This is a genomic window from Myxococcus stipitatus DSM 14675, from assembly GCF_000331735.1.
Lineage (GTDB): Bacteria > Myxococcota > Myxococcia > Myxococcales > Myxococcaceae > Myxococcus > Myxococcus stipitatus.
The window spans coordinates 4819484-4845328 of the sequence record NC_020126.1; the positions used below are offsets into that span (position 1 = coordinate 4819484).

At 69.6% G+C, this 25845-nt stretch carries 20 protein-coding genes; 9 read left to right on the forward strand and 11 right to left on the reverse strand.

The window, feature by feature from the left end; genetic code table 11:
• Positions 1-13 precede the first annotated feature (13 nt).
• From MYSTI_RS18830 to ald, 4 genes are all read right to left on the reverse strand, one after another.
• On the reverse strand, positions 14-1792 hold the full coding sequence (locus MYSTI_RS18830; RefSeq protein WP_015349369.1) for a response regulator: 1779 nt from the start codon (positions 1790-1792) through the stop codon (positions 14-16).
• Positions 1793-2092: 300 nt separating this feature from the next.
• Entirely contained in the window at positions 2093-2974 is an 882-nt protein-coding gene (locus tag MYSTI_RS18835; RefSeq protein WP_015349370.1) for an anti-sigma factor, read from the reverse strand.
• Between the two features lie 23 nt (positions 2975-2997).
• The gene (locus MYSTI_RS18840; protein ID WP_015349371.1) at positions 2998-3639 is read right to left on the reverse strand and encodes a sigma-70 family RNA polymerase sigma factor; all 642 of its coding nucleotides are present in this window, start codon (positions 3637-3639) and stop codon (positions 2998-3000) included.
• A 248-nt stretch (positions 3640-3887) separates the two neighbouring features.
• Complete coding sequence (gene ald / locus MYSTI_RS18845; RefSeq protein WP_015349372.1) at positions 3888-5012, reverse strand: alanine dehydrogenase; 1125 nt, start codon at positions 5010-5012, stop codon at positions 3888-3890.
• A 204-nt stretch (positions 5013-5216) separates the two neighbouring features.
• Between ald and MYSTI_RS18850 the strand changes: the two genes are divergently transcribed.
• A complete protein-coding gene (locus MYSTI_RS18850; protein ID WP_015349373.1) occupies positions 5217-6521 on the forward strand; it encodes a radical SAM family protein in 1305 nt (434 codons plus the stop codon).
• A gap of 51 nt (positions 6522-6572) precedes the next feature.
• Here the strand turns inward: MYSTI_RS18850 and MYSTI_RS18855 are convergent, their stop codons facing one another.
• Entirely contained in the window at positions 6573-7427 is an 855-nt protein-coding gene (locus MYSTI_RS18855; RefSeq protein WP_015349374.1) for a response regulator, read from the reverse strand.
• A 169-nt stretch (positions 7428-7596) separates the two neighbouring features.
• Between MYSTI_RS18855 and MYSTI_RS18860 the strand changes: the two genes are divergently transcribed.
• The 6 genes from MYSTI_RS18860 to MYSTI_RS18885 are packed head-to-tail and all read left to right on the forward strand — an operon-like array spanning position 7597 to position 14848.
• A complete protein-coding gene (locus MYSTI_RS18860; RefSeq protein ID WP_015349375.1) occupies positions 7597-8079 on the forward strand; it encodes a chemotaxis protein CheW in 483 nt (160 codons plus the stop codon).
• On the forward strand, positions 8076-8465 hold the full coding sequence (locus MYSTI_RS18865) for a CheW domain-containing protein (RefSeq protein ID WP_015349376.1): 390 nt from the start codon (positions 8076-8078) through the stop codon (positions 8463-8465). The genes MYSTI_RS18860 and MYSTI_RS18865 overlap by 4 nt, the downstream gene beginning before the upstream one ends.
• Before the next feature lie 5 nt (positions 8466-8470).
• Positions 8471-9721: a methyl-accepting chemotaxis protein gene (locus MYSTI_RS18870; protein WP_015349377.1), complete on the forward strand. Its 1251-nt coding sequence runs from the start codon at positions 8471-8473 to the stop codon at positions 9719-9721.
• Positions 9722-9760: 39 nt separating this feature from the next.
• Positions 9761-12058 carry a hybrid sensor histidine kinase/response regulator gene (locus MYSTI_RS18875; protein WP_015349378.1) on the forward strand — a complete coding sequence of 766 codons (2298 nt, stop codon included), beginning with the start codon at positions 9761-9763 and terminating at the stop codon, positions 12056-12058.
• 28 nt (positions 12059-12086) lie between these two features.
• Positions 12087-13085: a chemotaxis protein CheB gene (locus MYSTI_RS18880; protein ID WP_044283798.1), complete on the forward strand. Its 999-nt coding sequence runs from the start codon at positions 12087-12089 to the stop codon at positions 13083-13085.
• The gene (locus MYSTI_RS18885; RefSeq protein WP_015349380.1) at positions 13079-14848 is read left to right on the forward strand and encodes a protein-glutamate O-methyltransferase; all 1770 of its coding nucleotides are present in this window, start codon (positions 13079-13081) and stop codon (positions 14846-14848) included. The genes MYSTI_RS18880 and MYSTI_RS18885 overlap by 7 nt, the downstream gene beginning before the upstream one ends.
• Positions 14849-14861: 13 nt before the next feature.
• Here MYSTI_RS18885 and MYSTI_RS18890 read toward each other — a convergent pair whose 3' ends face one another.
• On the reverse strand, positions 14862-15182 hold the full coding sequence (locus MYSTI_RS18890; protein ID WP_015349381.1) for a polyhydroxyalkanoic acid system family protein: 321 nt from the start codon (positions 15180-15182) through the stop codon (positions 14862-14864).
• A gap of 104 nt (positions 15183-15286) precedes the next feature.
• A complete protein-coding gene (locus MYSTI_RS18895; protein ID WP_015349382.1) occupies positions 15287-16747 on the reverse strand; it encodes a deoxyribodipyrimidine photo-lyase in 1461 nt (486 codons plus the stop codon).
• 181 nt (positions 16748-16928) lie between these two features.
• On the opposite strand from MYSTI_RS18895, the gene MYSTI_RS18900 reads away from it, so the two are divergent.
• Together MYSTI_RS18900 and MYSTI_RS18905 are read left to right on the forward strand one after the other, a co-directional pair.
• Positions 16929-18206 (forward strand): hypothetical protein, encoded by a 1278-nt coding sequence (locus MYSTI_RS18900; protein ID WP_233278315.1) that lies wholly within the window; start codon positions 16929-16931, stop codon positions 18204-18206.
• A 68-nt stretch (positions 18207-18274) separates the two neighbouring features.
• Positions 18275-19420, forward strand: a complete 1146-nt coding sequence (locus tag MYSTI_RS18905) for a DUF1015 family protein (protein ID WP_015349384.1) — start codon at positions 18275-18277, stop codon at positions 19418-19420.
• Between the two features lie 28 nt (positions 19421-19448).
• On the opposite strand, the gene MYSTI_RS18910 is transcribed toward MYSTI_RS18905, so the two are convergent.
• From MYSTI_RS18910 to MYSTI_RS18925, 4 genes are all read right to left on the reverse strand, one after another.
• A complete protein-coding gene (locus MYSTI_RS18910) occupies positions 19449-22646 on the reverse strand; it encodes a fused MFS/spermidine synthase (protein ID WP_233278316.1) in 3198 nt (1065 codons plus the stop codon).
• A 162-nt stretch (positions 22647-22808) separates the two neighbouring features.
• Complete coding sequence (locus MYSTI_RS18915; protein ID WP_015349386.1) at positions 22809-23978, reverse strand: hypothetical protein; 1170 nt, start codon at positions 23976-23978, stop codon at positions 22809-22811.
• Between the two features lies 1 nt (position 23979).
• Positions 23980-24816: a hypothetical protein gene (locus MYSTI_RS18920; RefSeq protein WP_015349387.1), complete on the reverse strand. Its 837-nt coding sequence runs from the start codon at positions 24814-24816 to the stop codon at positions 23980-23982.
• Complete coding sequence (locus MYSTI_RS18925) at positions 24813-25763, reverse strand: ABC transporter ATP-binding protein (RefSeq protein ID WP_015349388.1); 951 nt, start codon at positions 25761-25763, stop codon at positions 24813-24815. Before MYSTI_RS18925 ends, MYSTI_RS18920 begins: the two co-directional genes overlap by 4 nt.
• Between the last annotated feature and the right edge of the window lie 82 nt (positions 25764-25845).

Here is a 25845-nt window from a genome sequence, read left to right on the forward strand (position 1 = left end):
GGCGGGGTGAAGCTCAGGCGGCGGCTTCGTCGCTGTCCGCCACGGCGGAGGCCGGCTCTTCCAGGAGCTGCTGGGCGATGACGAGCGCCTTCTTCGTCTTCTCGCGCAGCTTCTCCTCGCTCTTGATGCGCGCGTAGAGCTTCGTCACGCGCTCGTCGTTGCGCACGGCGGTGGCCTCCAGCTCGGAGATGCGCTTGCGCAGCTCCTCGGCCTCGTCGGCCGCGCGAGTGGCCTGCTCGGACAGCTCCGCCTGCGTCTGCTCGAGCTGACCGCGCAGCTCCTCGGTCTCGCTCTGCGCGGTCTCCACCTGGGCGCGCAGGGCGTCCGACTCCTCACGCGCGGTCTGCACCTCCATCTCGAGCTGACCGGTGCGGTTGCGCAGCTCCTCCAGCTCGGCGTGGAGGCCGGCCGTCTGCGCATTCACCTGGTCCAGCTCCTCCTGGAGGGTGGAGAGCCGGGCGGTGGCGCCGCGAGCCTCTTCCTTGGAGGTGGCGAGCTGCTGGTCCACGCGCTTGCGCTCGGCCGTCAGCGTGTCCGCGCGGGTCGTGAGCGTCTTGATCTGCGCGTCGCGCCGGGCAATCTCCGACTCGCTCGAGCTGGCCTTCTGCTCCAGCTCCAGGTGCTGGTCCTTCAGCTCGACGATCTCCTGGTCCTTCTGGTTCAGCTCCGACTTGAGGCGCAGGATCTCCTTGTCGCGCTTGTTGACGGCATCGCGCAGGGCGAAGGTGTCCTTGTCGTTCTTCCCCGACGAGGCCCGCGCCGTCTCCAGCTCGGTGGACTTGGACTCGAGCTCGACCTCGAGCTCCCGCACGCGGTCCTCGGCCTGGGCGGAGGTGCCGCGCGAGTCCTCGAGGGTCGCCTGGAGCTCCGCGACCTTCGCGCGCAGGTTGCGCAGCTCGGCCGCGTCGGCGGCGGAGGTGACAGGGGCGGCCGGAGCGGTGGCCACGGGCGCGCTGACGGGGGCCCGCGCGGGCGTCGGCGGAGGTGTGCGCGCCGGAGGCGGCGCGGAGGGCTTCGCCGGCTCGATGACCTTCAGCGCGGGCGGAGGCGCGGCGGGCACGGGAACGAAGCCCACCACCGTCTTCTCGGAGTCATCCAGCGCGTCGAGCGCGTCGTCCGCATCCGAGCCGAGCGCGTCCAGGGTGGAGAAGTCCTCCTCCACGCCCAGGCCTTCCACCACCGCGTCGGGCGGTGCCTCGACGGGCTCTTCGACCAGGGAGACGGGCTCGGAGTCCAGCTCCGGCTCCGGCGAGGCCATGTCGTTGAAGGCCGCGTCCAGGTCCAGCTCTTCCCCGGCGACGGCGGGCTCCTCGCCCGTGTCCACGGAGATCTCCTCGCCGAAGTCCGCGGTCATCGGCTCATCGCCGAGCGCGTCCAGGGTGAGGCTCTCGTCCACCACGTCCTCGGAGACGGGCGGCTCCGGGAAGCCGATCAACGCCCCCACGCGCTCGGTCAACAGCTGCGCGTCCACGGGCATGGCCACGTACTCGTCGGCGTGGGCCTTCAGCTTGCGGTGCTGCGCGAAGCCATCCGGGTTGCCGACGATGACGATGGGGACATTCTTGAGGTCGTCGTCCTTCTTCAGCTTGCCGCAGATGAGGTAGCCGTTCTGCCCCGCGGACAGCTCCACCGCGAGCACGACGAGCTGCGGCCGGTCCCGGCGAATCTGCTCCACGCTGCCCTTGCCGTCCGCGGTGTCTTCAACCGTGAAGCCCCGTCCCTCCAGGACGGGACGCAGGGTGGCGGCGAGGGCGGTGTCGCTCTTTTCGACGATCAGGATTTTCTTGGACATGTAGGAACGGCCCGACCTGGGTGCGGCGCGCGCGGGCGCCACGAGTGACGGTGGCGCGCGAGGAAAGAAGCATCGTCGAGGCTATCGGCCATGTCAGGGACCGTCAAATGTTCGGGCCGTACCGAACTCCCCTGGCGGATGCGCTGCCCGGCACTCGCGGAACGACCTGCTACAGCTTCCGGAAGCAGCGCCGAGCATGTTCGCGCGCTCCAGTCCCAGGGAGTGTCCGGTACGCGTCACGCGTGTCCGCGAGCGCGCCTGGCTGGAGAGCAGCCTGGCGGCACGCCGCGAGCGAAGCGCTCAGGGGTACGAAGCCGGCTCGGCGGAGACCGCGGGGCGGACGCGCTGAGGGCGGGGGAGCGTCTGATACGAGTACTCGCCGTCGGCGGACTCCATCGGCAGCGGGTTGCTGGCCACCGCGGCCCCGCGCTCGCGCTCATCGAGCATGCGGAGGATGTCGCGCTCATCCATGTCGGTGACCATCTCGTAGATGACTTCCTGGTCCCGCCACGTGACGATGTTGAAGCCCTGCGCGGAGTCCACCTCCACCGCGGGGAGTGCCTGGGGCTTGAGGCCCTCTTCATCCGGGACGACGAAGACCCCGAGCCTGCGGCTGGGCTCACCGTCGTTGGGGAGCGTCTCGTAGCTGATGTACGCGACCTCGCGGCCATTGAGGATGGAGATGCGGCCGCCCAGGGGCTTGGCCTTGGGGAGCTGGGGCAGGGCGACGCGAGGGTCCACCTTGCCCTTGAACCACGTCTCCAGTTGCTCCGGCGCGGAGGACGCGATTTCGAAGGGGAGCCCGCGCGAGTGCCGTTTGACGATTTCGTCCCGCGCCATCCGCTGCCGCTGGGACTCGCGGAGCATCAACCAACCGCTGCCCACCGTCATCACCACCAGGGCAACGGCACCCGCGCGCAGCCAGACACCGTACTGCGCGCGGCGGTGCTCCTTGTGGAGCCCCTGGGCGATGCCCGCGCGCAAGGCCGCTGGCGCGCGCATCTGCTGCACCGAGTGTCGAGCCGCCCGGCGCAGGGCTGAGCGCATGTTCCGCTCGTCCTCCACGCGGCGCCGGCAAGGCGTGCACGCGGCGAGGTGGGATTCGAGGTCGACCCGCTCCTCCGGCTGAAATTCGCCGTCGAGGTACGGATACAGAAGCCGTTCGAGTTCCTGGCAGGTCATGGGCGCGCGGTAGGAACCTGTTTCTAGCCCGTCTTCTTCCTTTGACGATACTCTTCCAGGTTCGAAGGCGCATCCGCCGACTCACCCTCGTGCCGGAAGACGCCCTGGCCCACCGCGTACTCGCGCAGCGTCTTCTGCAGGAGCTTGCGGCCGCGGAACAGCCGGCTCATCACCGTGCCGACGGGGCACTCGAGGATCTCGGCGATCTCCTTGTAGGAGAACTCCTGGAGGTCCGCGAGGATGACCACCAGCCGGAAGTCGATGGGCAACGAGTCGATGGCGCGCAGCACGTCGTCCGACAGGAGCCGGTCGAAGAAGTACTGCTCCGGGTTGGCCGCGAAGTCCGTCGCGTCCCGGCTCACGAAGCGCTCGTGTACCGCCTCGCGCTCCACGCCCTCCACCACCGTGCGCTCCTTCACCTTCCGCCGGTAGCGGTTGATGAAGGTGTTGGTGAGGATCTTGAAGAGCCAGGCCTTGATGTTGGTGCCCCGCTCGAACTTGTCGAAGAAGCGGTAGGCCCTCATGCAGGTGTCCTGCACCAGGTCCTCGGCGTCCCGCTCGTTCTTCGTCAGCCGCAAGGCCGCCGAATACAGCGGGTCGAGGTGGGCCAGCGCCAGCTCTTCGAATTCCTGCTTCGTCCGGTTGGGTTGTCTGAAATCCAACATGTCCCGCCTTCCAAAGGCCCGAAACAAAAGGGGAATGAGTTGTCGCTTGCCCATCAATGTATGCATGGGAACAGACCCAGCAACAACCACTTCCCTGTCATACCCGCCCGTACGCTTGCTTCGGGTACGCCCTACACCGGGCCGGGTTGATTATTCCCGGCCCCTTTCAATAACGAAGGGGAGGCCGGATGTCCGTCATCCGAGCCTCCCCTCCAGGTAGGGCCTGGGCTGTCAGCCCGGTGGGCGGCCTACTTGCGGCTCATGGCCTCGGAGATGGGCACGTAGGGGTAGCCCATGTCCTTGGCGACGGCCTCGTAGGTGACGTGGCCGTTGTAGGTGTTCATCGCACGCGCCAGCGCCGGGTCCGACTTCACGGCCTCCACCAGGCCCATGTCGGCGATCTTCCGCGAATAGGGACGGGTGGTGTTGGTGAGGGCGTAGGTGGACGTCTGGGGGACGGCGCCCGGCATGTTGGCCACGCAGTAGTGGACCACGCCGTGGACGACGAACGTCGGGTTGTCGTGGGTGGTGGGCTTGCAGGTCTCGATGCAGCCACCCTGGTCCACGGCCACGTCGACGACGACGGAGCCGGGGGACATCTCCGCGATGAGCGCCTCGGAGACGAGCTTGGGCGCCTTGCCGCCGGGGATGAGCACCGCGCCGACGACCAGGTCCGCCTCGCGCACCGACTTCGAGATGTTCTCGGAGTCGGAGGCCAGCACGGTGACGCGGCCGAGGAACACGTCGTCCAGGTAGGTGAGGCGCTCCAGGTTGACGTCGAGGATGGTGACCTCGGCGCCCATGCCCACCGCCACCTTGGCGGCGCAGAGGCCGACGACACCACCGCCGATGATGACCACGCGGCCGCGGCGCACGCCGGGCACGCCGCCCAGCAGGATGCCCTTGCCACCGTGGGCCTTCTCCAGGCTCGCGGCGCCCACCTGGATGGCCATCTTGCCGGCCACCTCGCTCATGGGCTTGAGCAGGGGGAGGCTGCCGTCATCCAGCTGCAGCGTCTCGTACGCGACGGCCGCCGCCTTCTTCTTCACCAGCGTCTTCGTCAACTCGGGGTCGACGCCGGCCAGGTGGAAGTACGTGTAGATGATCTGGTTGGGCTGGATGCGCTCGTACTCGGGCGCAATGGGCTCCTTCACCTTGACGATCATCTCCGCGCGCTTCCAGACCTCGTCCGCGCTGGCGACAATCTGTGCACCGACACGCTGGTATTCAGAGTCGGGGATGCCGGAGCCGACACCAGCGTTCGTCTCGACCAGCACCGTGTGGCCAGCGCTCGTGAGCGCGCGCACGCCCGCGGGCACCATGCCGACGCGGTACTCACGGGTTTTGATCTCCTTGGGAACTCCGACGATCACGACTGCCTCCAGAGAGGGGACTCAAAAAAGCGCGCGGACCCTAACGAGGGGCCCCGAGGGAATCAAGGCATCCGCCATAGCGCGACACATGTCTCCGGTGAGCCTGGGTTACCCCTGAGGGTTGACGCGCGGCGTTCAACGCAATGCGTCTCATGGCGCTTCGACGTCGAAAGAAACAAGGGGCTGGTGGTAGTTAGCGTCCGCATGACGTCCTCGCTGAAGCTGCTGTTCGCCGACCCCAAGGGGCGGGTGATGGAGCATCCCTACCTGCTGGCCACGCTGCGCAGCGGGGAGGAGCTCGTTCCGCCGCAGGACAAGCCCATCCCGCTGCCGTCCGCGGGGAAGCTGGTCCACCTGCCGGGCAGGCTCCCGGTCGGCATCCACCCCAAGACGGGGGAGATGGAGCTGGTGCGGGAGATGAACGTGGGCGGCAAGTCGTTCATCCCCAACGCCGTCGGGGCGCTGCTGCCGCCGGGCTACACGCGGACCTTCCTGCCGGGCGAGGTGAAGGGCGACGGGCCGGTGCTGCCGCAGTGGGCGTACACGGCGGCGGCGTGGGGCAAGGACGGGCCCGTGGCGTGGGCCATCCACACGGACCGCCGCTCGCATTGGGATCCGGAGCGCTACTCCACGCCGGACATGAAGGCGCTGGTGACCGAGCACATGGCGCGCTTCCCGGACAACCGGGTGCTCAAGCAGCTGAAGACGTGCGCGCTGCTGTACCGCTGCTTCACGTCGCAGAACACCTTCTACGTCCGCGACGAGGCGGCCATCCCCGCGTCGGTGATGTGCAACGCGCGCTGCGTGGGCTGCATCTCCGACCAGCCCGCGGATGGGCCTCCGGCGTCACATGAGCGCATGGATGACGGGCCCACCGGCGAGGAGATGGGCGCCATCGGCCTGTTCCACCTGGAGAACGCGCCGGGCCGCACCATGGTGAGCTTCGGCCAGGGCTGCGAGGGCGAGCCGCTCACGCGCTGGAAGCAGATCGCGGAGGCCATCCGCTTCATGCGCGAGCGCACGCAGAAGGGCTCCATCAACATCAACACCAACGCGAGCCTCACGCGCGGGCTGGAGGCGCTGCTCGACGCGGGCCTGGACGCGGTGCGGGTGTCGCTCAACGCCGCATCGAAGGGGCTCTACGAGGCGTACTACAAGCCGGTGAAGTACGGCTGGGAGGACGTCGAGGCGTCCATCGCGCTCGCGCGGGAGCGGGGCGCGTACCTGGCGCTCAACCTGCTCCTGTTCCCGGGCGTCACGGACCGCGAGGGCGAGGTGAAGGCGCTGGAGCGGCTGGTGAAGAAGTACAAGGTGGACCAGGTGCAGACGCGCTCGCTGGCCATCGACCCGCTCCAGTACCTGGAGGCGGCGCGGGACGTGGGCGCGGGGGGCGAGGCCGTGGGCGTGCGCACGCTGCTCAACCGCCTCAAGGCCGCGCGGCCCGGACTCATCATCGGCAACTTCGCGCGGGGCCTGGAGGAGCGGGAGAACGCGGCCGGGGTCCGGTAGGGCAGGGGGGCGGGGCTCAGCCCCCCTCGTGCGGCCCGAAGGGGACGAGGACTACTCGTTCCCCGTGGGCAGCAGCTCCTTGGCCACCAGGTTGCCCATCACGGCGTCCTTGGGGATGTAGCCGTCGGCGCCCGCCTCGCGGCAGATGCGCTGGAGCTCCTCGACATTCTCTCCCGAGCACAAGAGCACCTTGATGCCCTTGAAGAGGCTGTTGCTCTTGATGAAGCGGCAGAACTGCTCGCCGTTCACGTTGGGCATCCGCACGTCCAGCAGCACCAGGTCCGGACGCGTCTGCTTCTTGAGGATGATCTTCGTGGCCTTGTCGGCGGTGTCCGCGACGTGGACCTCGAAGCCCTTGGCCACCAGGTCCGCTTCGATGATCCTCGCGGTCATCTCGCTGTCGTCCACGATGAGGATGCGCGGCTTGCGTCCCCCCGTCGTCGGCGCCGGCTTGAGCCCCCCCGAGGCGGCGGGAGCAGCGGGGGCCGGTGCGGGCGCGGCGGCGGCCGGAGGAGGCGGGACCGCGGCGGGGACACCCAGGGCCGGGGCCCCGATGAGGCCCATCACCCCGCCGAGCACGGCCTCCAGGCCTCCGCTCTTGAGGATGTAGCCATCCGCGCCGGACGCCTTCGTCTTGCCGGCCAGCTCCGCCTCCGGGATGTCGGAGTAGAGGACCAGCTTCGCGGTGACCTTCTTCTGGCGCCGCAGGTATTCGACGACATCGTCGCCGAACATCTCCGGCATGTTCACGTCCATGAGGATGAGCGCGAACGGACCCTCGGAGAGCTTCTGGTCGAGGCTCGCCAGGTCCTGAGCCCCGCTCGCCTGGTAACCGGCGGCGGTGAGGGCCCGAACCGTGAGCTCCACCAGCATCGGGCTGTCGTCAATGACCAGTACGCGCGACATCGTCCTCCTCAAGGATACAGGGTGCAACCCTACACCTTTGGTGCAGCGCGGACCATCGAAACGGCGAGCGGCCGGCCTGTATGCGGCCTCCACTTGACCGGTTTTCGTCCCCTCCGGATACTCCGTCGCCTTGACCACGACCTCGACTCCCCTCCAGCGAGCACTCCGGATGGCTCCGGACCGCGCCGTGGCCGCGCAGGCCCGGCCGGAGCAGGAGTTCTTCTGCTTCCGGGTGGGAGACCTGCGGCTCGGGGTGCCCAGCGAGAACGTCCTCGAGGTGTTCCGCGCGGGACTGCTCACCCCCCTGCCGAGGACTCCCTCCTTCATCATGGGCGTCACCGGCCACCGAGGTGAGGTGCTCCCGGTCGTCGACCTCCTGCGCTTCCTCTCCAAGGGAGAAGCGCGCATCGGCCCCCGCACACGCCTGTTCGTCGGCGTCACCGGCAGCATCGTCGCCGGGGTCGTGGCGGACACGGTGCTGGGGCTGCGGCGCATCCCCGTCGCGGACATCCTCCCGCCGCCCTTGGGGGGAGATGCCGCCGCGGAACACCTGCTCGGCGTGGTCCAGGGCGCCACCCCCCTGGACAGCATCAACCTGCTGAACTTCTCCAAGCTGCTGCAGACGGCGCGGCAGCGGGCGGTGGCTCGATGAACGACGAGTCGCTGGGCCTCGAGGAGAAGTCGGGGGACGTGGACATCCTCTTCTTCGAGATTGGTGGCGGCCTGTTCGGCGCGGACGCGTCGCAGGTGCTGAGGATCGACCGTTCGTTGCCGGAGGACATCACCCTGCCGGAGCTGGGGCGGCTGCACCGAGGCAACCGCGCGCTCGTCTTCGATACGCCCGAGGGCGAAGGGCACCTCAAGGTGGACGCCGTCAATGGCGTGCGCTCCATCCCCGTCACGCAGCTTCGCCGGATGCCGCCCACCGCGGGCGCGGCCCCGTATGCCGTCGGGGTGTGTCTGGAAGAAGCCCGCACCGTTTTGCTGATTGACCTGGTGGAGACCGCCAGGACCCAAGAAACTCAAGGAAGGCACTGACCGCAATGTCCCTGGACACCCCGAACGAGAAGCCCGCGTCCAAGGCCCGTTCCGCCCGGAAGGCCCCGGCCTCCAAGGCGGCGGCTGCCGCCGCGCCCGCGGCCCCCCTCAAGGCCTTCACCGACACGCTGCTGACGGTGCTGGCCGGCAACCTCCAGGCCCGCGTCCCCAAGGAGCTGGTCGGCGCCGGGGGCGAGGAGATGGCCCACCTGCTCAACCAGGTGCTGGACAACTTCGCCAGCTCCGAGCACCGCAAGCACGTGGCGGCGCAGGAGATCGACCAGGCCCTGGACGCGCTCATCAGCCTGGTGCGCGAGGGCGACCTGTCGCGCTGGAACACCACCACCGAGGACCCCCAGCTGGGGCCCTTGCTGGAGGGCTTCGGCAAGGTCATCGAGACGCTGCGCACCTTCGTGCGGGAGATCAACGAGGCGGCGCTGCGGCTGTCCTCGTCCGCCAACCAGGTGCTGGCGGCGTCCACCCAGCACGAGACGTCCTCCACCGAGCAGGCCGCCGCCATCCACGAGACGACGGCGACCATGGAGGAGCTGAAGCACGCCTCCGCGCAGATCGCCGAGAACGCGGGCAGCGTGGCGCGCGTGGCCGAGGAGACGCTCGGCGCGGCGCGCGCGGGCCGGGGCGCCATCGGTGAGTTCATCCAGGCCATGCAGCAGATCCGCAGCGACGGCGTCGCGGTGGCGGACTCCATCGCCAAGCTGTCCAAGCGCGTGGAGCGCATCGGCACGGTGGTGGAGGTCATCGACGAGATCGCCGACCGCTCCGACCTGCTCGCGCTGAACGCGGCGCTGGAAGGCAGCCGCGCGGGCGAGGCGGGCAAGGGCTTCTCCATCGTCGCGGCGGAGATGCGCCGCCTGGCGGAGAACGTCCTGGACTCCACCAAGGAGATCAAGAACCTCATCACCGAGATTCGCGAGGCCACGGCCGCCGCCGCGGGCGCCGCCGAGGCGTCCAAGTCCGCCACCGAGTCCGGTGAGAAGCTGGGCGCCGTCGCCGCACAGGCCGTCGAGGGCATCCTCGCCGGCGTGCAGGAGACGAGCGACGCGGCTCGCGTCATCAACCTCGCCACGCAGCAGCAGCGCACGGCCACCGAGCAGGTCGTGGCGTCCATGGCGGAGATCGAGGACGTGACGCGCCAGACGACGCAGGCGTCGAAGCAGGCGACGGGAGCGGCCGCGGAGCTCACGCAGCTGGCCGCTCGACTCGCGGAGCTCATCAAGCGCTTCAAGGCCGACTAGCTCTTCCGGGAAGGGGAGGGTGCGCAGCACTCACCGCCCATGGACACCGAGGCACTCAAGAAATCCCTCCTGAAGAAGTTCCAGGAGGTCACGGCCGACCGCCTCCAGAAGATCCAACTGGGCGTGTTGGACCTGGAGAAGGAAACCGCGGAGCAAGCCGCGGACGACGTCGCGCGCGAGCTGCACACGATGAAGGGCGAGGCCCGCATGTTGGGCCTGGCCGCCATCGGGCAGCTGGCGCACGCCGCCGAGGACGTCCTGCGCGCCGAGCGCGAGGGACGCACCGCCACGGAGATCGCCACGGACGTCATGCTCCGTGCCTGCGACGTGCTCTCCGACCTCATCGAGGACCTGTCGGGCGCCAACCTGGGCACGTCCGCCAGCGAGGAGATGGTGCGCGCGATGGAGGGCGTCTCGGGCCAGTCCGCGCCCCCGCTCCCCGGCGCGCGCCCCGCGCCGACGCCGCCTCCCCTGCCGGTGGCCGCGCCGCCTCCCGTGGTGGCGGCCCCCGTCGCGCCGGTGGCTCACGCGCCAGCGCCCGTGGCGGCCCCTCCCGTGGCGCCGCCCGCCGCCCACGCTCCCGCGCATGCGTCGGGCAAGGGGGAGGAAGAGGCCCCCAGCGCGGCGAAGTCGGCCATCGCGGACCGCACCATCCGGGTGAACGTGGAGGTGCTGGACTCGCTGGGGCTGCTCGCGGGTGACCTGCTCGTGGAGAGCGCCCGGGGACGGCTGCGCAGCTCGGAGACGGAGGCGCTGTTCGAGCGCTTCAGCCGGCTGGGCGACCGCTTCATGCGGCTGGCGGAGCACCTGGAGCTTCCGACCGACGTCCGGACGCTGTTGGACCGCGTGGAGAGCGACCTCCACATGCTGCGCGACGACGCGTTCCGCTTCGTGCGCCGCAACGACGACGGCATCAACACGCTGCACGGCAACCTGTCGAAGATGGCGGACCACGTGGCCGAGGCCCGGCTGGTGCCGCTGTCCACCGTGTTCGACGCCTTCCCTCGCGCCGTGCGCGACATGGCGCGCACGCAGTCGAAGGAAGTGGACCTGCTCATCGAGAACGCCGACATCGGCGTGGACCGGTCCATGCTGGGCGACGTGCGCGACGCGCTGGTGCACCTGCTGCGCAACGCGGTGGACCACGGCCTGGAGTCTCCCGACACGCGCCAGCAGCTCGGCAAGCCGCTCACGGGGCGCATCCGCATCCGCGTCCGCGTGGACGGCGACATGCTCCACATCGAGGTGGAGGACGACGGGCGCGGCATCGACCCGGAGCGCCTGCGCCAGGTCGCCGTCAACAAGCGCCTCATCAACGCCGTGCAGGCCGCGGCGCTGTCGGAGCGCGAGGCCATCGAGCTCATCTTCCGTCCCGGCTTCTCCACCCGCGAGCAGGTCAGCGAGCTGTCCGGCCGCGGCGTGGGCATGGACGTCGTGAAGCGCAAGGTGGAGACGCTCGGCGGTTCCGTGGGGGTCAACAGCCGCATCGGCCGGGGCACCACCATCACCCTGCGGCTGCCGCAGTCGCTCGCGTTGATGAAGGTGCTGCTGGTGCGCCTGGGTGACGACGTCTACGGCATGCCCGCCGCGGACGTGGAAGCCGTGATGCGCGTCAAGCCGGAGGACCGGCTCGAGATTTTCGGCACCCTGGCGGTGCGGCACCGGGGCAAGCCCACGGCGCTCGTGGCGCTGGGGCCGCTGCTGGGGCTCAACGGCGGCAACCGGTTCGACCGTCCCCCCGCGGTGGTCGTCCGCCACGGCGAGGACCACGCGGCGCTCGTCGTCGACGGCTTCGTCGATGAGCGCGAAGTCGCCGTGAAGCCGTGTGGCGGTGAGTTCCTCAAGGGCGCGCCCTTCATCGCGGGCACCGCCGCGCTGGAGGACGGCCGCATCGCCGTGCTGCTGCACGTCCCGGACATCATGACGGAGGTGCGGCGCATGGCGCGTCCCGTCACCCAGGCGCCCACGGCCAAGCGGCTGCGGGTGCTGCTGGTGGACGACTCGCCCATCGCGCGCGCCACGGAAGGCGCGCTCGTCAAGGCGCTGGGCCACATGGTGGAGGAGGCCCAGGACGGCGAGGAGGCCTACGGCAAGGTGCAGAACAACAGCTACGACCTCATCCTCACCGACGTGCAGATGCCGAAGATGGATGGCTTCTCGCTCGCGCGCAGGCTGAAGTCGACGCCGGCCGTGGCGCGCATCCCCGTCATCATCCTGTCCTCGCTCGCCTCTCCCGAGGACAAGCGACGCGGGTTGGACGCGGGCGCGGATGCCTATCTCGTCAAGGGAGAGCTGGGCGTGGAAGTGCTCGCGCAGGCCATTGATCGGCTGACCTGAGGAGCGACACTTGGGCGGCACGGCGGTGATGGCATTCAGGGTGCTCATGGTGGGCAAGGGGCTGCGCGCGCTCGCGGCCCGAGGCCTGTTCGACGGCGAGTCGCTGGTCCCGGTCGGTCCCGTGGAGGTGGACTTCCCGGGCGCGCTCGTCGCCGTGCAGCGTCACTTCCCGGACGTGCTGCTGGTGGACCTCACGGGCCTGGAGGCCCTGGAGGCCATCGAGCAGGTCATGGCGGAGCGGCCCGTGCCGGTGCTCGCGCTGCACCCGGGGGTCCTCTCGGGACAGGAGGCCTTCCAGGCGGTGGCGCTGGGCGCGCTGGACGTGGCGGAGCGCCCGGCGATTCCGGGCCCCGAGTTCTGGGCCCACATCTCACGCAAGCTGGTGCTCCTGGCGCAGGTGAAGGCCGTGCGCCAGACGCGCTCGTCCTCGAAGCTGCCCCGGGAGGAGCTGCCCGCGCCTCCGTTCCCCCTGGTGGCCATCGCCGCGTCCCTGGGCGGACCCAAGGCCGTCGCCCAGGTCCTGCGGAAGATTCCACGAGACTTTCCCGCGCCCATCGCCTACTGCCAGCACATCAGCGAGGGTTTCACGGAGGGCCTCGCGCACTGGCTGACCATGGAGACGGCGCTCGGAGTGAGGGAGGCGGAGCACGGCATGTCGATGGCGCCGGGGACGGTGTACATCGCACCGTCGGGCAGTCACCTGTTGGTGAGACCCGAGGGCAGGCTGGAGTTGGACTCGGGGCCCGCGCTCCGGGGATTCCGGCCTTCGTGTGACATGCTGCTCACTTCGGCCGCGGAGTCCTTCGGCTCGCGCTGTGTCGGCGTCATCCTCACGGGAATGGGGCGTGATGGCGCGCGGGGAATGAAGGAGATCCGTGAGCGGGGAGGGCGGACCATCGCTCAGGATGAGGGGACGTCCGCGGTGTGGGGCATGCCTCGCGAGGCGGTGTTGCTCGGGGCGGCGCAGGAAGTCCTGCCGCTGGAGCGCATCGGCCCCACGTTGTTGCAGTGGGTGGATGCGTGCTGAACGTGAGCAACAAAGTGCTTCAACAGCTCGCCGCGCTCCTCTTGGAGCGTGCGGGGTTGAAGATCACTCCGGATGGCTTCCACAGCCTGCGGCTGGCCTTGTCCACGCGCATGCCGGTGCTCGGCGTGGAGGAGCCGGAGCGCTACCTCCAGCGACTGAACGGGCCCGGAGGCGAGGAGGAGCTGCGCTCGCTGCTGCCCCTGGTGACGGTGGGGCACACGGAGTTCTTCCGGGACGCCAAGCAGTTCCGCGCGCTGGAGAAGAGCGTGCTGCCGGACCTGCTCGCGCGGGCGCGGAGGGAGATGCGCAAGGTCTCCGTCTGGTCCGCGGGCTGCGCGACGGGCGAGGAGCCCTACAGCGTGGCCATGGTGCTGGCGGAGCTGGGCGCGCTCTCGGTCGAGGTGGACCTGTGGGCCACGGACCTGAACCTGGCGGCCGTCGAGGCCGCGCGTCAGGGCCGCTTCTCGCAGCGGCGCGCCATCAGCATCAACCCGGAGCGGCTCAGCCGGTTCTTCCGCCCCGTCGAGGACGGCTACGAGGCGCTGACCACCCTGCGTGAGTACATCCGCTTCGACGGTCAGAACCTGGCGGTCCCCGTCTTCGACAAGGTGGCGCTCGGCTCGCTGGACCTCATCCTCTGCCGCAACGTCATCATCTACTTCGACCTGCCCACCATCCGCGGGTTGATGGACCGGTTCCTCGCGGCGCTGCGGCCCGGGGGCCTGCTCTTCCTGGGGTACTCGGAGAGCCTCTTCAAGGTCTATGACCGCTTCGAGATGATCGAAGTGGATGGCGCCTTCGTCTATCGCCGTCCCCCCAGCGACCGGGGTGTGCGGCCGCCGCCGCTGCGCATCCATCCGTACCCTGGAACAGGGACGCAGGAGCCGCGCGCGCCGGAGCCGGAGCCGTTCTCTCCCGCCGTGTACGCGCGTCCGCCGGTGGATGGGGCGGCGCAAGGGGTTCGGCCTCGCACGGCTCCGGTGGACACCAGCGTCCGGGGGCCGGGGGCGATGTCCGGGACGTTCTCCACCGTGGGGACTCCGCCCGCGGCGTCCGCGACGGTGCCCGTCGGCACGCGGAGCAACGACCTGGGCCGGCCTCGCATCACCGTCGAGATTCCCGCCGTGGGCGCCGTGGACACGGGCCGCACGCGGCCGACGGTGGAGCTGCCCTCGGTGCAGGTGTCTCCTCGCGCCGCTTCCCCTGGCGAGCCGTCCGCGCTCGCGGCCTGGCCGAAGCTGCTGCCTCCGGCGGAGCGGTTGGCCATGGCGGTGCGGAAGATGACGCAGGGCGATTTCCCTGGGGCCATCGCGGGTGTGGAGCGGCTGCTGGTGGATGAGCCCAGTGACTTGGATGCGCTCCTGACGCTGGGGAACCTCTACTCGCTCACGGGCCGCATCCCGGAGGCGCGGGAGGCGTTCGCCCAGGCCATCCTGCGCGAGCCGCTGTGCGTGGAGGCGCGGGTGTTCGGAGGCGTGGCGGCGCTGCAGGCGGGGGAGTTGAAGGAGGCGCGCTCGGAGCTGGGCAAGGCGCTGTTCCTGGAGCCCACGCTGGCCATCGGCCACTACCTGCTGGCGCAGGTGCAGGAGCGCAGCCACGAGTCGGACTCGGCGCGCCGGAGCTATCGCAACGCGATTGCGCAGCTTCGCTTCCCCCAGCGCACCCTGGCCGGGCACTACCCGGAGATGCCCGACTCGGCGGAGGCCATCTCCCGCGCGGCGCGCTATGCACTCGCCGCGCTGGAAGAACAGCCTCCGCACTGACGGCTTGCGCCCTTCAGCTCAGGGCGCCCTTCACCTGGTCCAGCGACTTGCTCGGGTCCAGCACCGAGCTGAACTTCTCCTTCAGGTACTTCGTCGCCTGGCCACGCAGCAGCATGCCGGGGTCCGTGCCTTCACCCTCGACGGCCTTGTCGGTGATGACGAAGGACGCATCCAGCTTGATGCCCATCACCTTGCCGACAATCTTGGCGCCCTCGCCCTGCCAGTCCGCCTTCACTCCGTACTTGCCTCCCCAGTACTGAAGCAGCTGCTCGACGCGCTTCTTGACCTCCTCCTTCGGGAGGGAGTGGGGAATATCGAACTTCATCATGCCCATGGCACGGCTCCTGAGGTCGGTGTCCTGCCCAAGCGTTTACCGACGCCCGGGCCGGAAGGGAATTGCCATGTCACTTCGGGCCGAGCCGTTGTCAACAGCCTTGCTCACCGGCTCGTGCCTCCGCGCACGCGCTTGAGCTTCACGGGAGGGTCCTCCGGGCGTCCCCAACGTGCCATGTAGGGCGCCAGGTCGTACTTCTCCGCCGTGCGCGGCGAGCTCATGGGGCGCACCTTCCCCAGCACCTTGCGCTCCTGGAAGGGTCGGTCGTGCAGCCCCAGGACCCACATGAAGTTGGCGACGCTGGCCGGGTCTCTTCCATCCACCGCGTACTTGTCATTGAGGTGCGCGATGCGGCGCAGCCCTTCCTCCGGCGTCGGGCTCCACTCGAGAATCTTCTTGCCCCAGAGCATGCGCAGGTAGTTGTGGATGCGGCCGCGCTCCCGCAGCTCGCGCTGGGCCGCGTTCCACAGTCCGTCCGCCGTGTGCGCGTGCTCCATCTGCTCCAGTGAGTACAGGTGCTCACGCGCGTCTTTCTGATGCGTGCGCAGCGTCTCGCGGGCCCAGCCGGGAAGCGACTCCGTGGAGAGCTGCCGGGCCTCGGGCGTGTGGAAGCAGTAGTTGAAGCCCAGCTCGCGGCGCACCAGCAGCTCCTCCAGGAAGCTGCGCACCGCGGGGTCATCCGTGCCGCGTGCACGCAGCGCCGCCCGGGCCGCCTCGCCCGCGAAGAGGTTGCCCCAGTGGAAGAACGGCGACAGGCCGGACTGGTGCGAGCGACCCGGGTCATTGCGCTCGACGTCGTATCCCTCGAGCTTCTGGTGGAGGAAGGTGTCCAGCGCCTTCAATGCCGCCTTGCGTCCGCCGCGCTCCTCGAGCGGTGGAACCGAGTGGTCGATGTGGAAGCCCGACAGGGTTCGACGGGCCTCGCGCGCATCGGCCAGCTCGAAGCCCGGGGCCAGCGTGTGCGCGCGCACCTTGAGCGGGCGAGGGCGCAGCATGCGGCCCAGGTACTCCGGCCACAGCTTCTGGAGCTTCGGCCGCAGCGTGTACGCGCCCGCCTGGAGGGTGGCGATGCGCTGCATGGGCACGACGCAGGACGCGTCCACCGCGAACAACGGAACCTCCAGCGTCCTGGCCGCACCGCGGAGGTGCCCTGGGATGATGTACGTGGGGAAGAAGTCGGACACGACGGCGGCGGCGCGCCGGCCCAGCTCCGCGATGCGCGCCACGTGCTCGCGGGGATGGCGGGGCAGCTCCAGCCAGTAGGGAATCCCTCGGGAGGCGAGGGCCTGCGCCAGGTCCGCCATGCCCTCCAGGGCCCAGGCATGAAGCCGGTCCGAGGCATGGGGATGGTCCGGCCTCAGCGCCTGGTACACCACCACGGGAAGACCCAGGAGGTTGCCCAGGGCGATGGCCGTGTCGAGCGCGTGGTTCTCCTCGGCGCGATGGTTGACCATGCACCAATACAGGACGAAGTCTCTCCCCGAGGCGGGGAGGGGCACGTCCTTGACGACGATGACTCGAGCGGAATCGACGGCGAGCTCGGACCACGAGAACCCGTTGGGCATGATGAGCAGGGATGCGCGGAGCAGTCAGGCGTCGCGGAAGAATTGAAGCACGTGTGCAGGAATGCCGTGCTTGTGACGGTTGGCTTGCATGGAGCGAGGTGGGAGTGACAAGACGCGTCCAAAAAACACCATGGAGACAAGGGTTATGGTCTTCTGGCGGGCGGACCCAAGGAGTCCTTGCGTGTCATCTCTGAGAAACTGGCTCTGCATCCCCACCGTCCTCACGCTCGTGCTCTCACTCCCCGAGGCGGCGCGTGCGCAGGCCGGCACGTCGTACCCCATCACGGAACCCTCCCAGGCGCAGCCCGCGTATCCGCCCCAGGACGCCGCGCCCTCGCGAACCGACGAGTCGCAGCCGCTCCCACCAGAGGAAGGTTTGCCCAGGGTTCCCACCTCGGCGGAGCCCCACTTCGAGGACCCGCCGCAGCAGGGCTTCGAGCGCCCCATCTCCGCGCAGCCGGACCCGCACGCTTCCTCCGACCCGGCGATGGATGGCGCGCCGCCCCCGCGAGACGGGCCCCTGCCGATGGATGCGCCCAAGGCCGAGCCCCTCCCCACCGTGATGCAGGAGTCGACGCGTCCGGTCCTGACGCCGAACTCGGCCCTGCCGCCGCCGCACGTGGACAGCGGCATCCTGTTGGACGGTCAGCCGCGCATCGGCCCCTTCCTGTCCGGACCGGGCAGCTTCCGCTTCATCGCCCACCACACCACGCTCGGTGCGCTGGGCGGCTTCTTCACCCAGGCGTTCGCCAATGACTTCAGCTTCGACAAGAGCTCTCGCGAGGCGATGCTCGCCGGCACGCTGATTGGCGCGGGCCTGGGCTTCGGCGCCTCGGCGTGGTGGCAGTTCAACAACTGGGTGGACCGCCCGATGGCGAACTTCAGCATGCACAACTCCTTGGTGGGAGGCATGTTCATGGCGGGCTTCATGGACCTGTTCACCCAGGACCCGGGCGTGCTGACGTGGTCCGCGTTCCTGGGCGCGGAGCTGGGCGCGTGGCTCACCGCGGGGCTGGGCACGGGGCAGTTGCCGCTGAATGACGGCCTCCTGATGGCGTCCGGCGCGGGCTGGGGCGCGGCCTATACGGCGCTGCTGCTGGCGGTCGTCCACTTCTCCGGCTCGGACATCTCCGGCAAGACGTGGCGAGACGCGTTGCTGCTCGCGCCGGGAATCGGAGCGGGGGCGCTGGCGCTGGCCACGATGCGCTACAACCCGACGCCGTCGCAGATTCTCCGCGCGGACCTCTTCGGCTCCGGGGTGGGCGCGGCGGTGCTGCTCATCTCCGGCCTGGTGCTGGGTGGGTTCGACCAGTCCACGCCGTACGTGCTGTCGTTCCTGGGCTCCGCGGGCGCCATCACCACGGTGAGCCTCCTGTGGGAGGAGAGCGTGGACCCTTCGTCGTTGAGGTCGACGAGGGGCTCGGCGAAGGACCGGCCGTACCGCAACGTCTGGTGGTAGACGAGGCGTAGGGCGGACGAGCGAGCGTCCTGGCAAGGTGGCGGAGACGACACCACCTTCCCGGCGACATGGCGCGCGTCCATCCCTTCCCGGCCTTGCTGCCCTCTCTGGCTCGGACTCTCGAGCCCTCTGGTGTCGTGCCGCGTGGAAACGCGGCGCCCCAACCGGCTCATGTCCGGCCTCTGCTGGAGGCGGCGAATCCCTCGGCGGAGCTTCGCCGTCAGCGGGAGTCGGGGGTGTTGCTGATAGACGCCCGGCCCTCGCTGTACGTGGTGGAGGTCCACAGTCAGGCGGGCAAGCTGGGAGGCCCGCCTGTGCGCTACCTCCTCTGCGGGCTGCGGCCCGATGGCGGCGTGCCGCTGGAGCACGACCCGTATCGTCCTCGTGCCTGGGAGGTCGAGCCCGCCGTCACCCTCACCGCGGACGACCACGGTGTCTTCCGGGGGCTCCTGGCCGAGGCGAGTGAGCGAGCGGCTCCTGTCTGGGAAGGGGAGTACGACGGTCGCCTGCTCGTGCTGCGTCGAATCGAGCCCTCGCCCGTGTCCAAGCGCATCCAGGCCGTGCTGGACGAGGCGCCCATGCGCCCGCTCACCGCGCTGGCCGATGCGGGGCCGACGCTGGCGGCCATCGTGCCGCTGTCGGACCCGGGCCTGGAGTTGCTGCCCGTGCACCGCGCGCTCAAGGGCGTGGGGACGTTTCGGGAGGAGACCTTCCTCACGCTGGTGACGGCGTACGCACGTGTCTACGAATTGGATGAGCCGCTGGATACACCTCGCGGATTGGTGGCCGCGCGAGAGCGACTGGCGACGCTCATCAGCGGGCACCACGCGGTGCTGCTCGTGTTGCCCGGTGGCCGCGGCCGCATCCTGCGCTTCCGACAGGGGCTGGACCTGGCGCACTTGAAGGGCGCGCCTCGCAACCCGACGTTGCGAAGTCTGGACCTGGCCTTGCTCAACGCGCTGGTGCTCAGGACGGTGCTCGGCATCCAGGAGCCCGAGTCACCCGGGCATCCACAGGTCTTCCCCGTCGAAGGGCTGCTACCTCTGGTGAAGGGCGTGGAGACGGGGACGTTCCAGGTGGGCTTCGCCCTCAACCCTCCGCCGGTGTGGGAAGTGCGAGCCGTGATGGAGGCGCAGGCCACGTTGCCTCCGAGGACGCTGCGGGTGGAGCCGATGCCACCCGCGGGCCTGTTGTATCTCGACACGGACGCGTGACGGCTGGACGCGCGCTTCGCGTCGAGGCTCAGGGAATGGGTTCGCTGGCCACGACGGGAGGCAGTGTCCCCTGCGCGTCGCCGTGCGAGGCGCCACCCATGAACAGGGGCGGTGCTTGCGCCATGAGGTGCTCGAGGTCTTGTTCGGCCTGCTTCGCCGAAGGGTGTCCATGGTGCGAGTAACACTGGGCGCGAGCATGCAATTGGACGCTGTCCCAGATGGTGTGGGGTTCGATGGGTTGGAGCGCGGAGACACACAGGCCCAACCAGTCCACGACGAGGGAGAGCTCCACCCGCGTCTCCTGCCTCGCGATAGTGAAGGCGTCCGCGGCGAAGGGCAGGGCGAGGGCGTCGAAGAGCCTCTTGCCCAAGGCCTTGTCGGCGCGTGCGATGTCGACGAGCTCGGGGAAGACGCGGCGAGGAACCTCTGAAGCCGTCCACGGGGTCCGCCGCATGGCGATGAGCGCGCGCTCGAAGTGCGACGTGGCCACCTCGCGTTGGCCGTTGCGCACCTGGTAGAGCCCCTCCAGCAGGTCCACCTCCACGGGCAGCGTTGAGCGCATGGGCTCCAGGTGGCTCAGGACCTCGGCGTCACCCGCGTTCGCGAGCACGCTCGCGATGGCGACCTGCTCCAGGGGGCCTCGGGGCTCCCAGCGCTCCTTCTTCCAGCGCGCATGGGCCTGCGGGAGCTGGTTCTTGGAATAGGCCTCGATGAACGCCCGTCGTGCCTGCGTCGAGGACGGGAGGGGGGCGCTTCTGCGCGAGGGCGGGACATTGTTCCACGCGCGAAGCTGCGCGACGCGCTCCCAGTCCACCGCTCCCTGAATCGCGGGCTGGCTCGTGCCCGCGGCATGGGACTCATTCCAGAGTGCGTCGATGGAGAAGCCCGCCTGTCGTCCCAGGCTGCGTGCGAAGGCGAACTCCATGAAGGACAGGTCATCGGTGTTGATGAAGTCCTGGCTCACCTCCGCGACGGACGTGGTGAATGCAGGGGTGGCCACGAAGCGCGCGAGGACACCTTCGACTTCGTCGGTGCGCCAGGTGGCGCGCAGCGCGGAGCGATAGGGCTCTTCGGCCATCCGGGCCTTCAGCTGGGTGACGTCATGGACGAGCGGCTGTCGCGTCGCCACCAACAGCAGGTCTCCGTGGTGGACCTGCCACGTCTCCACGAACTCGAACTCCGAGGCCAGGGTCGCGTAGGCGCTCTGGACGGTGTGCGCATCCACCTCGTACGCCTGGAGCCACTGCACGAAGATGCCGCCATCGGAGAGGCGCTGCTCCACGGCTTGATAGAAGTCTCGCGTGAAGAGGCTGGAGATGCCCGCGCGGTAGGGATTGGAGGGCTCCGAGAAGATGATGTCGTAGCGCTGTCGCGAAGTGAGCAGCACCTCCCGCGCATCCGCGATGACGGTGTGGACCTTCGGGTTGTCCATCGCGTCGGCGTTGACCGCGTGGCAGCGGCGGGCGACCTCGAGGATGGCGGGCTCGATCTCCACCACGTCCACCTGCTCCATCCGGGGAATCGCACCCAGCCACCCCGCGGTGCTGCCGGTTCCAAGGCCGATGATGAGTGCGTTCCGGGGGGCGGGATGCAGCAGCGCGGCGAGCAGGCCACTCATCACCTGCGTGGGCGCATCGCCGATGGTGTTTCCATCCACCTTGCCGTTGACGATGAAGGCCAGGCCATTGGCCGCGCTCAGCGCGACGCTGCTCTCGACACCGTCCTGCTCCCAGACGATGTCCCGGGATTTCTCGCGCAGCCAGGCGTCGATGTGATTGAGGCTCGTCTGGTTGAGCTCGGAGCGGCCCGCGCCGATGCTCCCATGCCGCCACGCCGCCGAGGGCCCTCGCGCGGACAGCAACACCAGCGCGAGCACCGCGACGGACACGGGGACGAGCAGCGCGCCCTTGATGCGCTCGAGACGCAAGGACAGCGTCGCTGACGCCAGTCCCAGCACGGCGAGGATTCCGGCGATGAGCTGCCAGGTCACCGGCGCGGTCATCAGGGGAATCACACCGAAGCCACCCGCGAGCGAGCCCACGATGGAGCCCACGGTGTTCCACGCGTAGACCTGGCCCACGTGCTTGCCCACGTCCTGGCTGCCCTTGCCGACGAGCGCGAGGAGCAGCGGGAACTGGATGCCGGAGATGAACGCCGCGGGCAGGATGACGACCGCCGCGACCAGGGCCCAGCTCAGCATCATCCCCCCGAAGCCCAATCCTCCCAGCGGGCGCAGCAGGGCGGCGACGATGGCCAGCCGGTCACCCAGCGCGAAGGGCAGGGCGATGAAGAACGCCTCCGCCGCGCAGGTGAGGGCGAAGCCGGACAGCGTGGCCGCGCGGTGACGGAAGGCGATGGAGTAGGCCGCGCCACCCAGGCCGATGCCGAGCAACGCCATCGCGAGGATGAGGCCGAAGGTGAAGGTCGTCCCGCCGAGGATGGGCCCGAGCATCCGGTACCAGACCAGCTCCATCAGCAGGAACGCGAAGCCGACCACCAGCGCGGCCCCGCGCGCGAAGTGCGGCGAAGTGCGCGAGTCGGAGGGCCGCGGGGTCATCACCGGCTCGGCGGCGGGGGCTGGAGGCGTCTCGACCTCGGTGCGGGCCACGGGCGCACTCTCCATGGACCGGCTCACGCTCCGAGCGGCGATGGCGATGGCGGCATTGAGGAGGCACGCGAGCCACAGCGTGGTGCGGTTGCCGTACACCTCCAGCAGGATGAAGGTGGAGAGCGCCGCGCCCGTGACGGCTCCCAAGGTGTTCACGCCGTAGAGGAGGGCGAGGTGCCGTCGGTTCGGGTCCGCGTCCAACTGCACGGACCTCGCGGCGGCGGGGAGGGTTCCTCCCATCAGCACCGTCGGGACCGCCAGCACGAGCGCCGAGAGCACCAACCTCACCACCGAGCCCAGGGCGAGACCCAGGCTGGTCGTCCCACCCACGCCGATGTAACCGGCGCGCGCCAGCTCGACGAGGAAGGGGCTCAGCGCCGCGCTGCCCGCGATGAGCAGCTCCAGGTTGGCGTAGAAGTTCAGGGGCCGAGGGTTCCGGTCCGCACGCGCCCCCAGGAGGACTCCGCCCAATCCGAGCCCCGCCATGAAGATGGCCAGCACGGCCGCGGAGGCCGCGGTGCTCGCGCCGAAGATGAGGCGGAACTCCCGAAGCCAGACCGTCTGATACACGAGGGCGCACAAGCCCGAACCGAACAACAGCGGCGCAACCTTCGACACGCGCGAAGTCATCAAGCGATTCTCGGGTGGGAAGGACAGACCTCGTTGAATGAGCTGTCCTGCCAACAAGCCTCGCAGAGATGGACGCGCCTTTTCCAGACCCGCCACGCCCGCCCCGCTCGTGTCTCGCACGACAGGGCAGGGCGCGGCTCGAGCCTGGGTTTACGGCGCCACGGGCGGGGTGGACTCGACCCCGGCCTTGGCGCTTTCTTCCTCCGCGGAAGGCTCTGGTGCGGCGCGTCGCTCCTCGCGGCAGAACGCCAGGCGCTCCTTGATGACAGACAGCGGCACGGCCATCTCGAGCGTGAAGGAGCTGCCGTCGGGCTTCACCTTGGCGAAGTCGAGCAACTGCGCGAGCTCCTTCTCACCCTGCGCCTGCGCCTGGATGCGCGCGAGGGACATCGCGGCGCCCAGGGACTTGCCCAGGTCCGTCACCTCGTCCGCGTTGGCGCCCTGGATGTCGGCCACCAGCGCCACATCCGACGTCGCGTCCAGGTGCAGCTCCACGTTCTGCGCCACGTTGCGCAGCCGCTGGGCCAGCGCCGCCTGCTCCGGCGGGAACAGCCGGGAGATCATGTCCACGGACAGCACGCCATACATCTCTCCGTAGGTGCTGTTCTCGGAGATGGCGGGGGGCTCGTCCGGGCCTCGGCCCTCGACGCGGTCGATGGTGGCCTTCACGTCATCCGGCGACCGGCCCATCACGATGAGCTGGTTGTTCCACGTCCCGATGGCGGACGGCTCCCGGCGCTTCACGGTGGTGCCATTGGCGCCCTGGGTGGTCTCGCTGGGCTCGTACACGCGGGCATTCTCGCCGTAGTTCGACGACACGCCGTCCTTCATCAGGTCCTTGAAGCGGGCGTTGGAGAAGTCGCCCGACAGCATCAGCCCTTCATCGGTGATGACCAGGCGGTCCAGATCCTTGAGCGGGTCCACGCCGCTCTTCTCGCGGAACTCCTGGAGCTGCTTGCCCCCGTCCCGCATCATGCAGTCCAGGAGCAGCTCACCCACGGGCGAGTGCCGCAGCGCATTTGCCTCGATGACCACCGCGGTCTTCCCCTTGCCGCGAGGAAGCGCCGCGAGCACCGGGTCCTTGGGACGCGGGCGCTCGGCCGGGGCGCCGGAGTCGGAGACCTCCGCCACGGGCATGACGTGCGTCCGGCGCCGCTCCGCGCGCTCGCGCTCGGCGGTGCGCATCCGACGTGGGAAGTCCACCTTGAGTGCTTCGACCTCCGGCATCTCTCCCTGTCCGGCGACCATCAACAGCGCGGCGAGAGCCAGCAGCGCCGCCGCCACCACCAACCACACCCGCCGCTTCTGACGCTTCTCCATGTCAGTAATCCTTCCCTTCGAACCGCCAGAAACCCACCGCGAGCACCCCCAGCCCGAACACGAACACTCCCACCAACAGCGTCCCCAGCGAGCGGACCTCCAGCGGGGTGGACGCCGCCATGTCGCCCGCGGCCTCCGCCAGCGAGGACAGACGGGGGAGCAGCAGCGTCACCCCCCGGAAGGCCGCCCGGCTCACGCCCGACTCGAAGAAGTTGGAGATGGTGTGCCGGTGGCCCGCGATGATTCCACCCACCAGGCACAAGCCCCCCGCCGCCGCGCACAGCGCCGCGCTGCGCACCACCGTGGCCGTGGTCAACATCACCGCGTACACCGCCGCGAAGCCCACGCACGCAAGCAGTCCCGAGACCAGCGGCCCCACCGACCAGTACCCCGCCTTGACGCCGAAGATGAGCACCAACCCCGTGGTGCCATACAGCGTGCCGCCCAGCGCCAGCGTCATCACCCCCAGGAACGTCCCCGCCAGCAGGTGCCAGCGCTGGATGGGCAGCGCGAGCAGGTGCTCGATGCGCCCGGGAGACATCAGGCTCGGCGCGAAGTCGGAGCACGCGACGATGCCGAACAGGATGCCGCCATAGAACACGATGAACGCCGCCGCCTGGTACACGGGCCGCAGCGCCATGTCGACGGATTGGATGTTCGAGTTGATCTCCTCGCCGAACAGCCGCGAGGCCGCCAGCGCCCCATCGATGACCTCCAGGCGCAGGCTCAACGCGACCACCGCCAGCACCAGCGTGATGCCCGCGAGGAAGGCCAGGATGAACTTGCGGGCCACGGCCTCTCGCAGCACGTACCCCGCGATACCCAACACCGGCTTCATGCCGCCACCTCTGCCCGCCCCGGCTCGGAGCCCATGGTTCCCAGCAACACCGCCTCCAAGTCCATTCCGTCCCGCCGCAGCTCCACCAGCAGTGCCCCGCAGGCCCTCGCCCGGTCCAGCGCCGCGTTGAGCGCCCCCGGGTCCGGGGCCTCCACGTGATACAGGCCATCCGCTCGGGCCGGCACGAAGCCCGCGCCCGTCAGCCCCTCCGCGTTGGCGCCCGGCGCGAAGCGGGCAATCCACCGGGACTCACCCCGCACCAGCTCGTCCAGCCGGCCCTCTCGCACCACGCGCCCTTGCGCCAGGATGGCGACCCGGTCGCAGATGCGCTCGGTCTCCGCCAGCAGGTGGGAGTTCAGGAAGAGCGTCGTGCCCCGCTGGACCTCCTCCTGGAGGATGCGCCGCACCTCCATGCGGCCCATCGGGTCGATGCCGTCCGTGGGCTCATCCAGCACCAGCAGCTCCGGCTTGCCGATGAGCGCCGCGGCCAGGCCCAGCCGCTGCCGCATGCCCTTGGAGTAGCCGCCAATCTTGCGCGACACGGCGTCCGAGAGGCCCACCCGCTCCAAGAGCCGCAGGTCGCCCGCGGCGTCGGGAGGCAGGCTCTTGAGCCGACCCACCATGGCGAGGAACGCGGTGGGCATCCACGACCCCGGCAGGTGCAGCCGCTCTGGCAGGTAGCCGATGCGCGCGCGAATCCGGGCGTCCTCGGGGGAGCCTCCCAGCACTCGCACCGTGCCCTCGGTGGGCTGGACGATGCCCAGGATGCTCTTGATGAAGGTCGTCTTGCCGGCGCCGTTGGGCCCGATGAGGCCGAAGGCGCTGCCTCTGGGAACGACCAGGTCCATGCCCTGAAGGGCGATGCTGCCGGTCTTCCGGAAGGCGCGGCGATACGTCTTCCGCAGGTTGCTGACTTCGATGGCAGGTGCGCTGTTTGTCACGTTCACGACTGTAGACGAGCGACCCGGCCGGCGATTGCCGTCGTCGCGGGGAGAGGGCAGGGTGGCGGGGAAACCACGGTGGCAGGGC

Bases quoted from the DNA above. Each gene is read 5' to 3' on its own strand.
- MYSTI_RS18860 (WP_015349375.1), top strand. From the start codon at position 7,597: ATGGCTCCGGACCGCGCCGTGGCCGCGCAGGCCCGGCCGGAGCAGGAG.
- MYSTI_RS18870 (WP_015349377.1), top strand. From the start codon at position 8,471: ATGTCCCTGGACACCCCGAACGAGAAGCCCGCGTCCAAGGCCCGTTCC.
- MYSTI_RS18875 (WP_015349378.1), top strand. From the start codon at position 9,761: ATGGACACCGAGGCACTCAAGAAATCCCTCCTGAAGAAGTTCCAGGAG.
- MYSTI_RS18890 (WP_015349381.1), bottom strand. From the start codon at position 15,182: ATGGGCATGATGAAGTTCGATATTCCCCACTCCCTCCCGAAGGAGGAG.
- MYSTI_RS18905 (WP_015349384.1), top strand. From the start codon at position 18,275: ATGGCGCGCGTCCATCCCTTCCCGGCCTTGCTGCCCTCTCTGGCTCGG.
- MYSTI_RS18880 (WP_044283798.1), top strand. From the start codon at position 12,087: ATGGCATTCAGGGTGCTCATGGTGGGCAAGGGGCTGCGCGCGCTCGCG.
- MYSTI_RS18855 (WP_015349374.1), bottom strand. From the start codon at position 7,427: ATGTCGCGCGTACTGGTCATTGACGACAGCCCGATGCTGGTGGAGCTC.
- MYSTI_RS18830 (WP_015349369.1), bottom strand. From the start codon at position 1,792: ATGTCCAAGAAAATCCTGATCGTCGAAAAGAGCGACACCGCCCTCGCC.
- MYSTI_RS18920 (WP_015349387.1), bottom strand. From the start codon at position 24,816: ATGAAGCCGGTGTTGGGTATCGCGGGGTACGTGCTGCGAGAGGCCGTG.
- MYSTI_RS18835 (WP_015349370.1), bottom strand. From the start codon at position 2,974: ATGACCTGCCAGGAACTCGAACGGCTTCTGTATCCGTACCTCGACGGC.
- MYSTI_RS18840 (WP_015349371.1), bottom strand. From the start codon at position 3,639: ATGTTGGATTTCAGACAACCCAACCGGACGAAGCAGGAATTCGAAGAG.
- MYSTI_RS18895 (WP_015349382.1), bottom strand. From the start codon at position 16,747: ATGCCCAACGGGTTCTCGTGGTCCGAGCTCGCCGTCGATTCCGCTCGA.
- MYSTI_RS18915 (WP_015349386.1), bottom strand. From the start codon at position 23,978: ATGGAGAAGCGTCAGAAGCGGCGGGTGTGGTTGGTGGTGGCGGCGGCG.
- MYSTI_RS18865 (WP_015349376.1), top strand. From the start codon at position 8,076: ATGAACGACGAGTCGCTGGGCCTCGAGGAGAAGTCGGGGGACGTGGAC.
- MYSTI_RS18850 (WP_015349373.1), top strand. From the start codon at position 5,217: ATGACGTCCTCGCTGAAGCTGCTGTTCGCCGACCCCAAGGGGCGGGTG.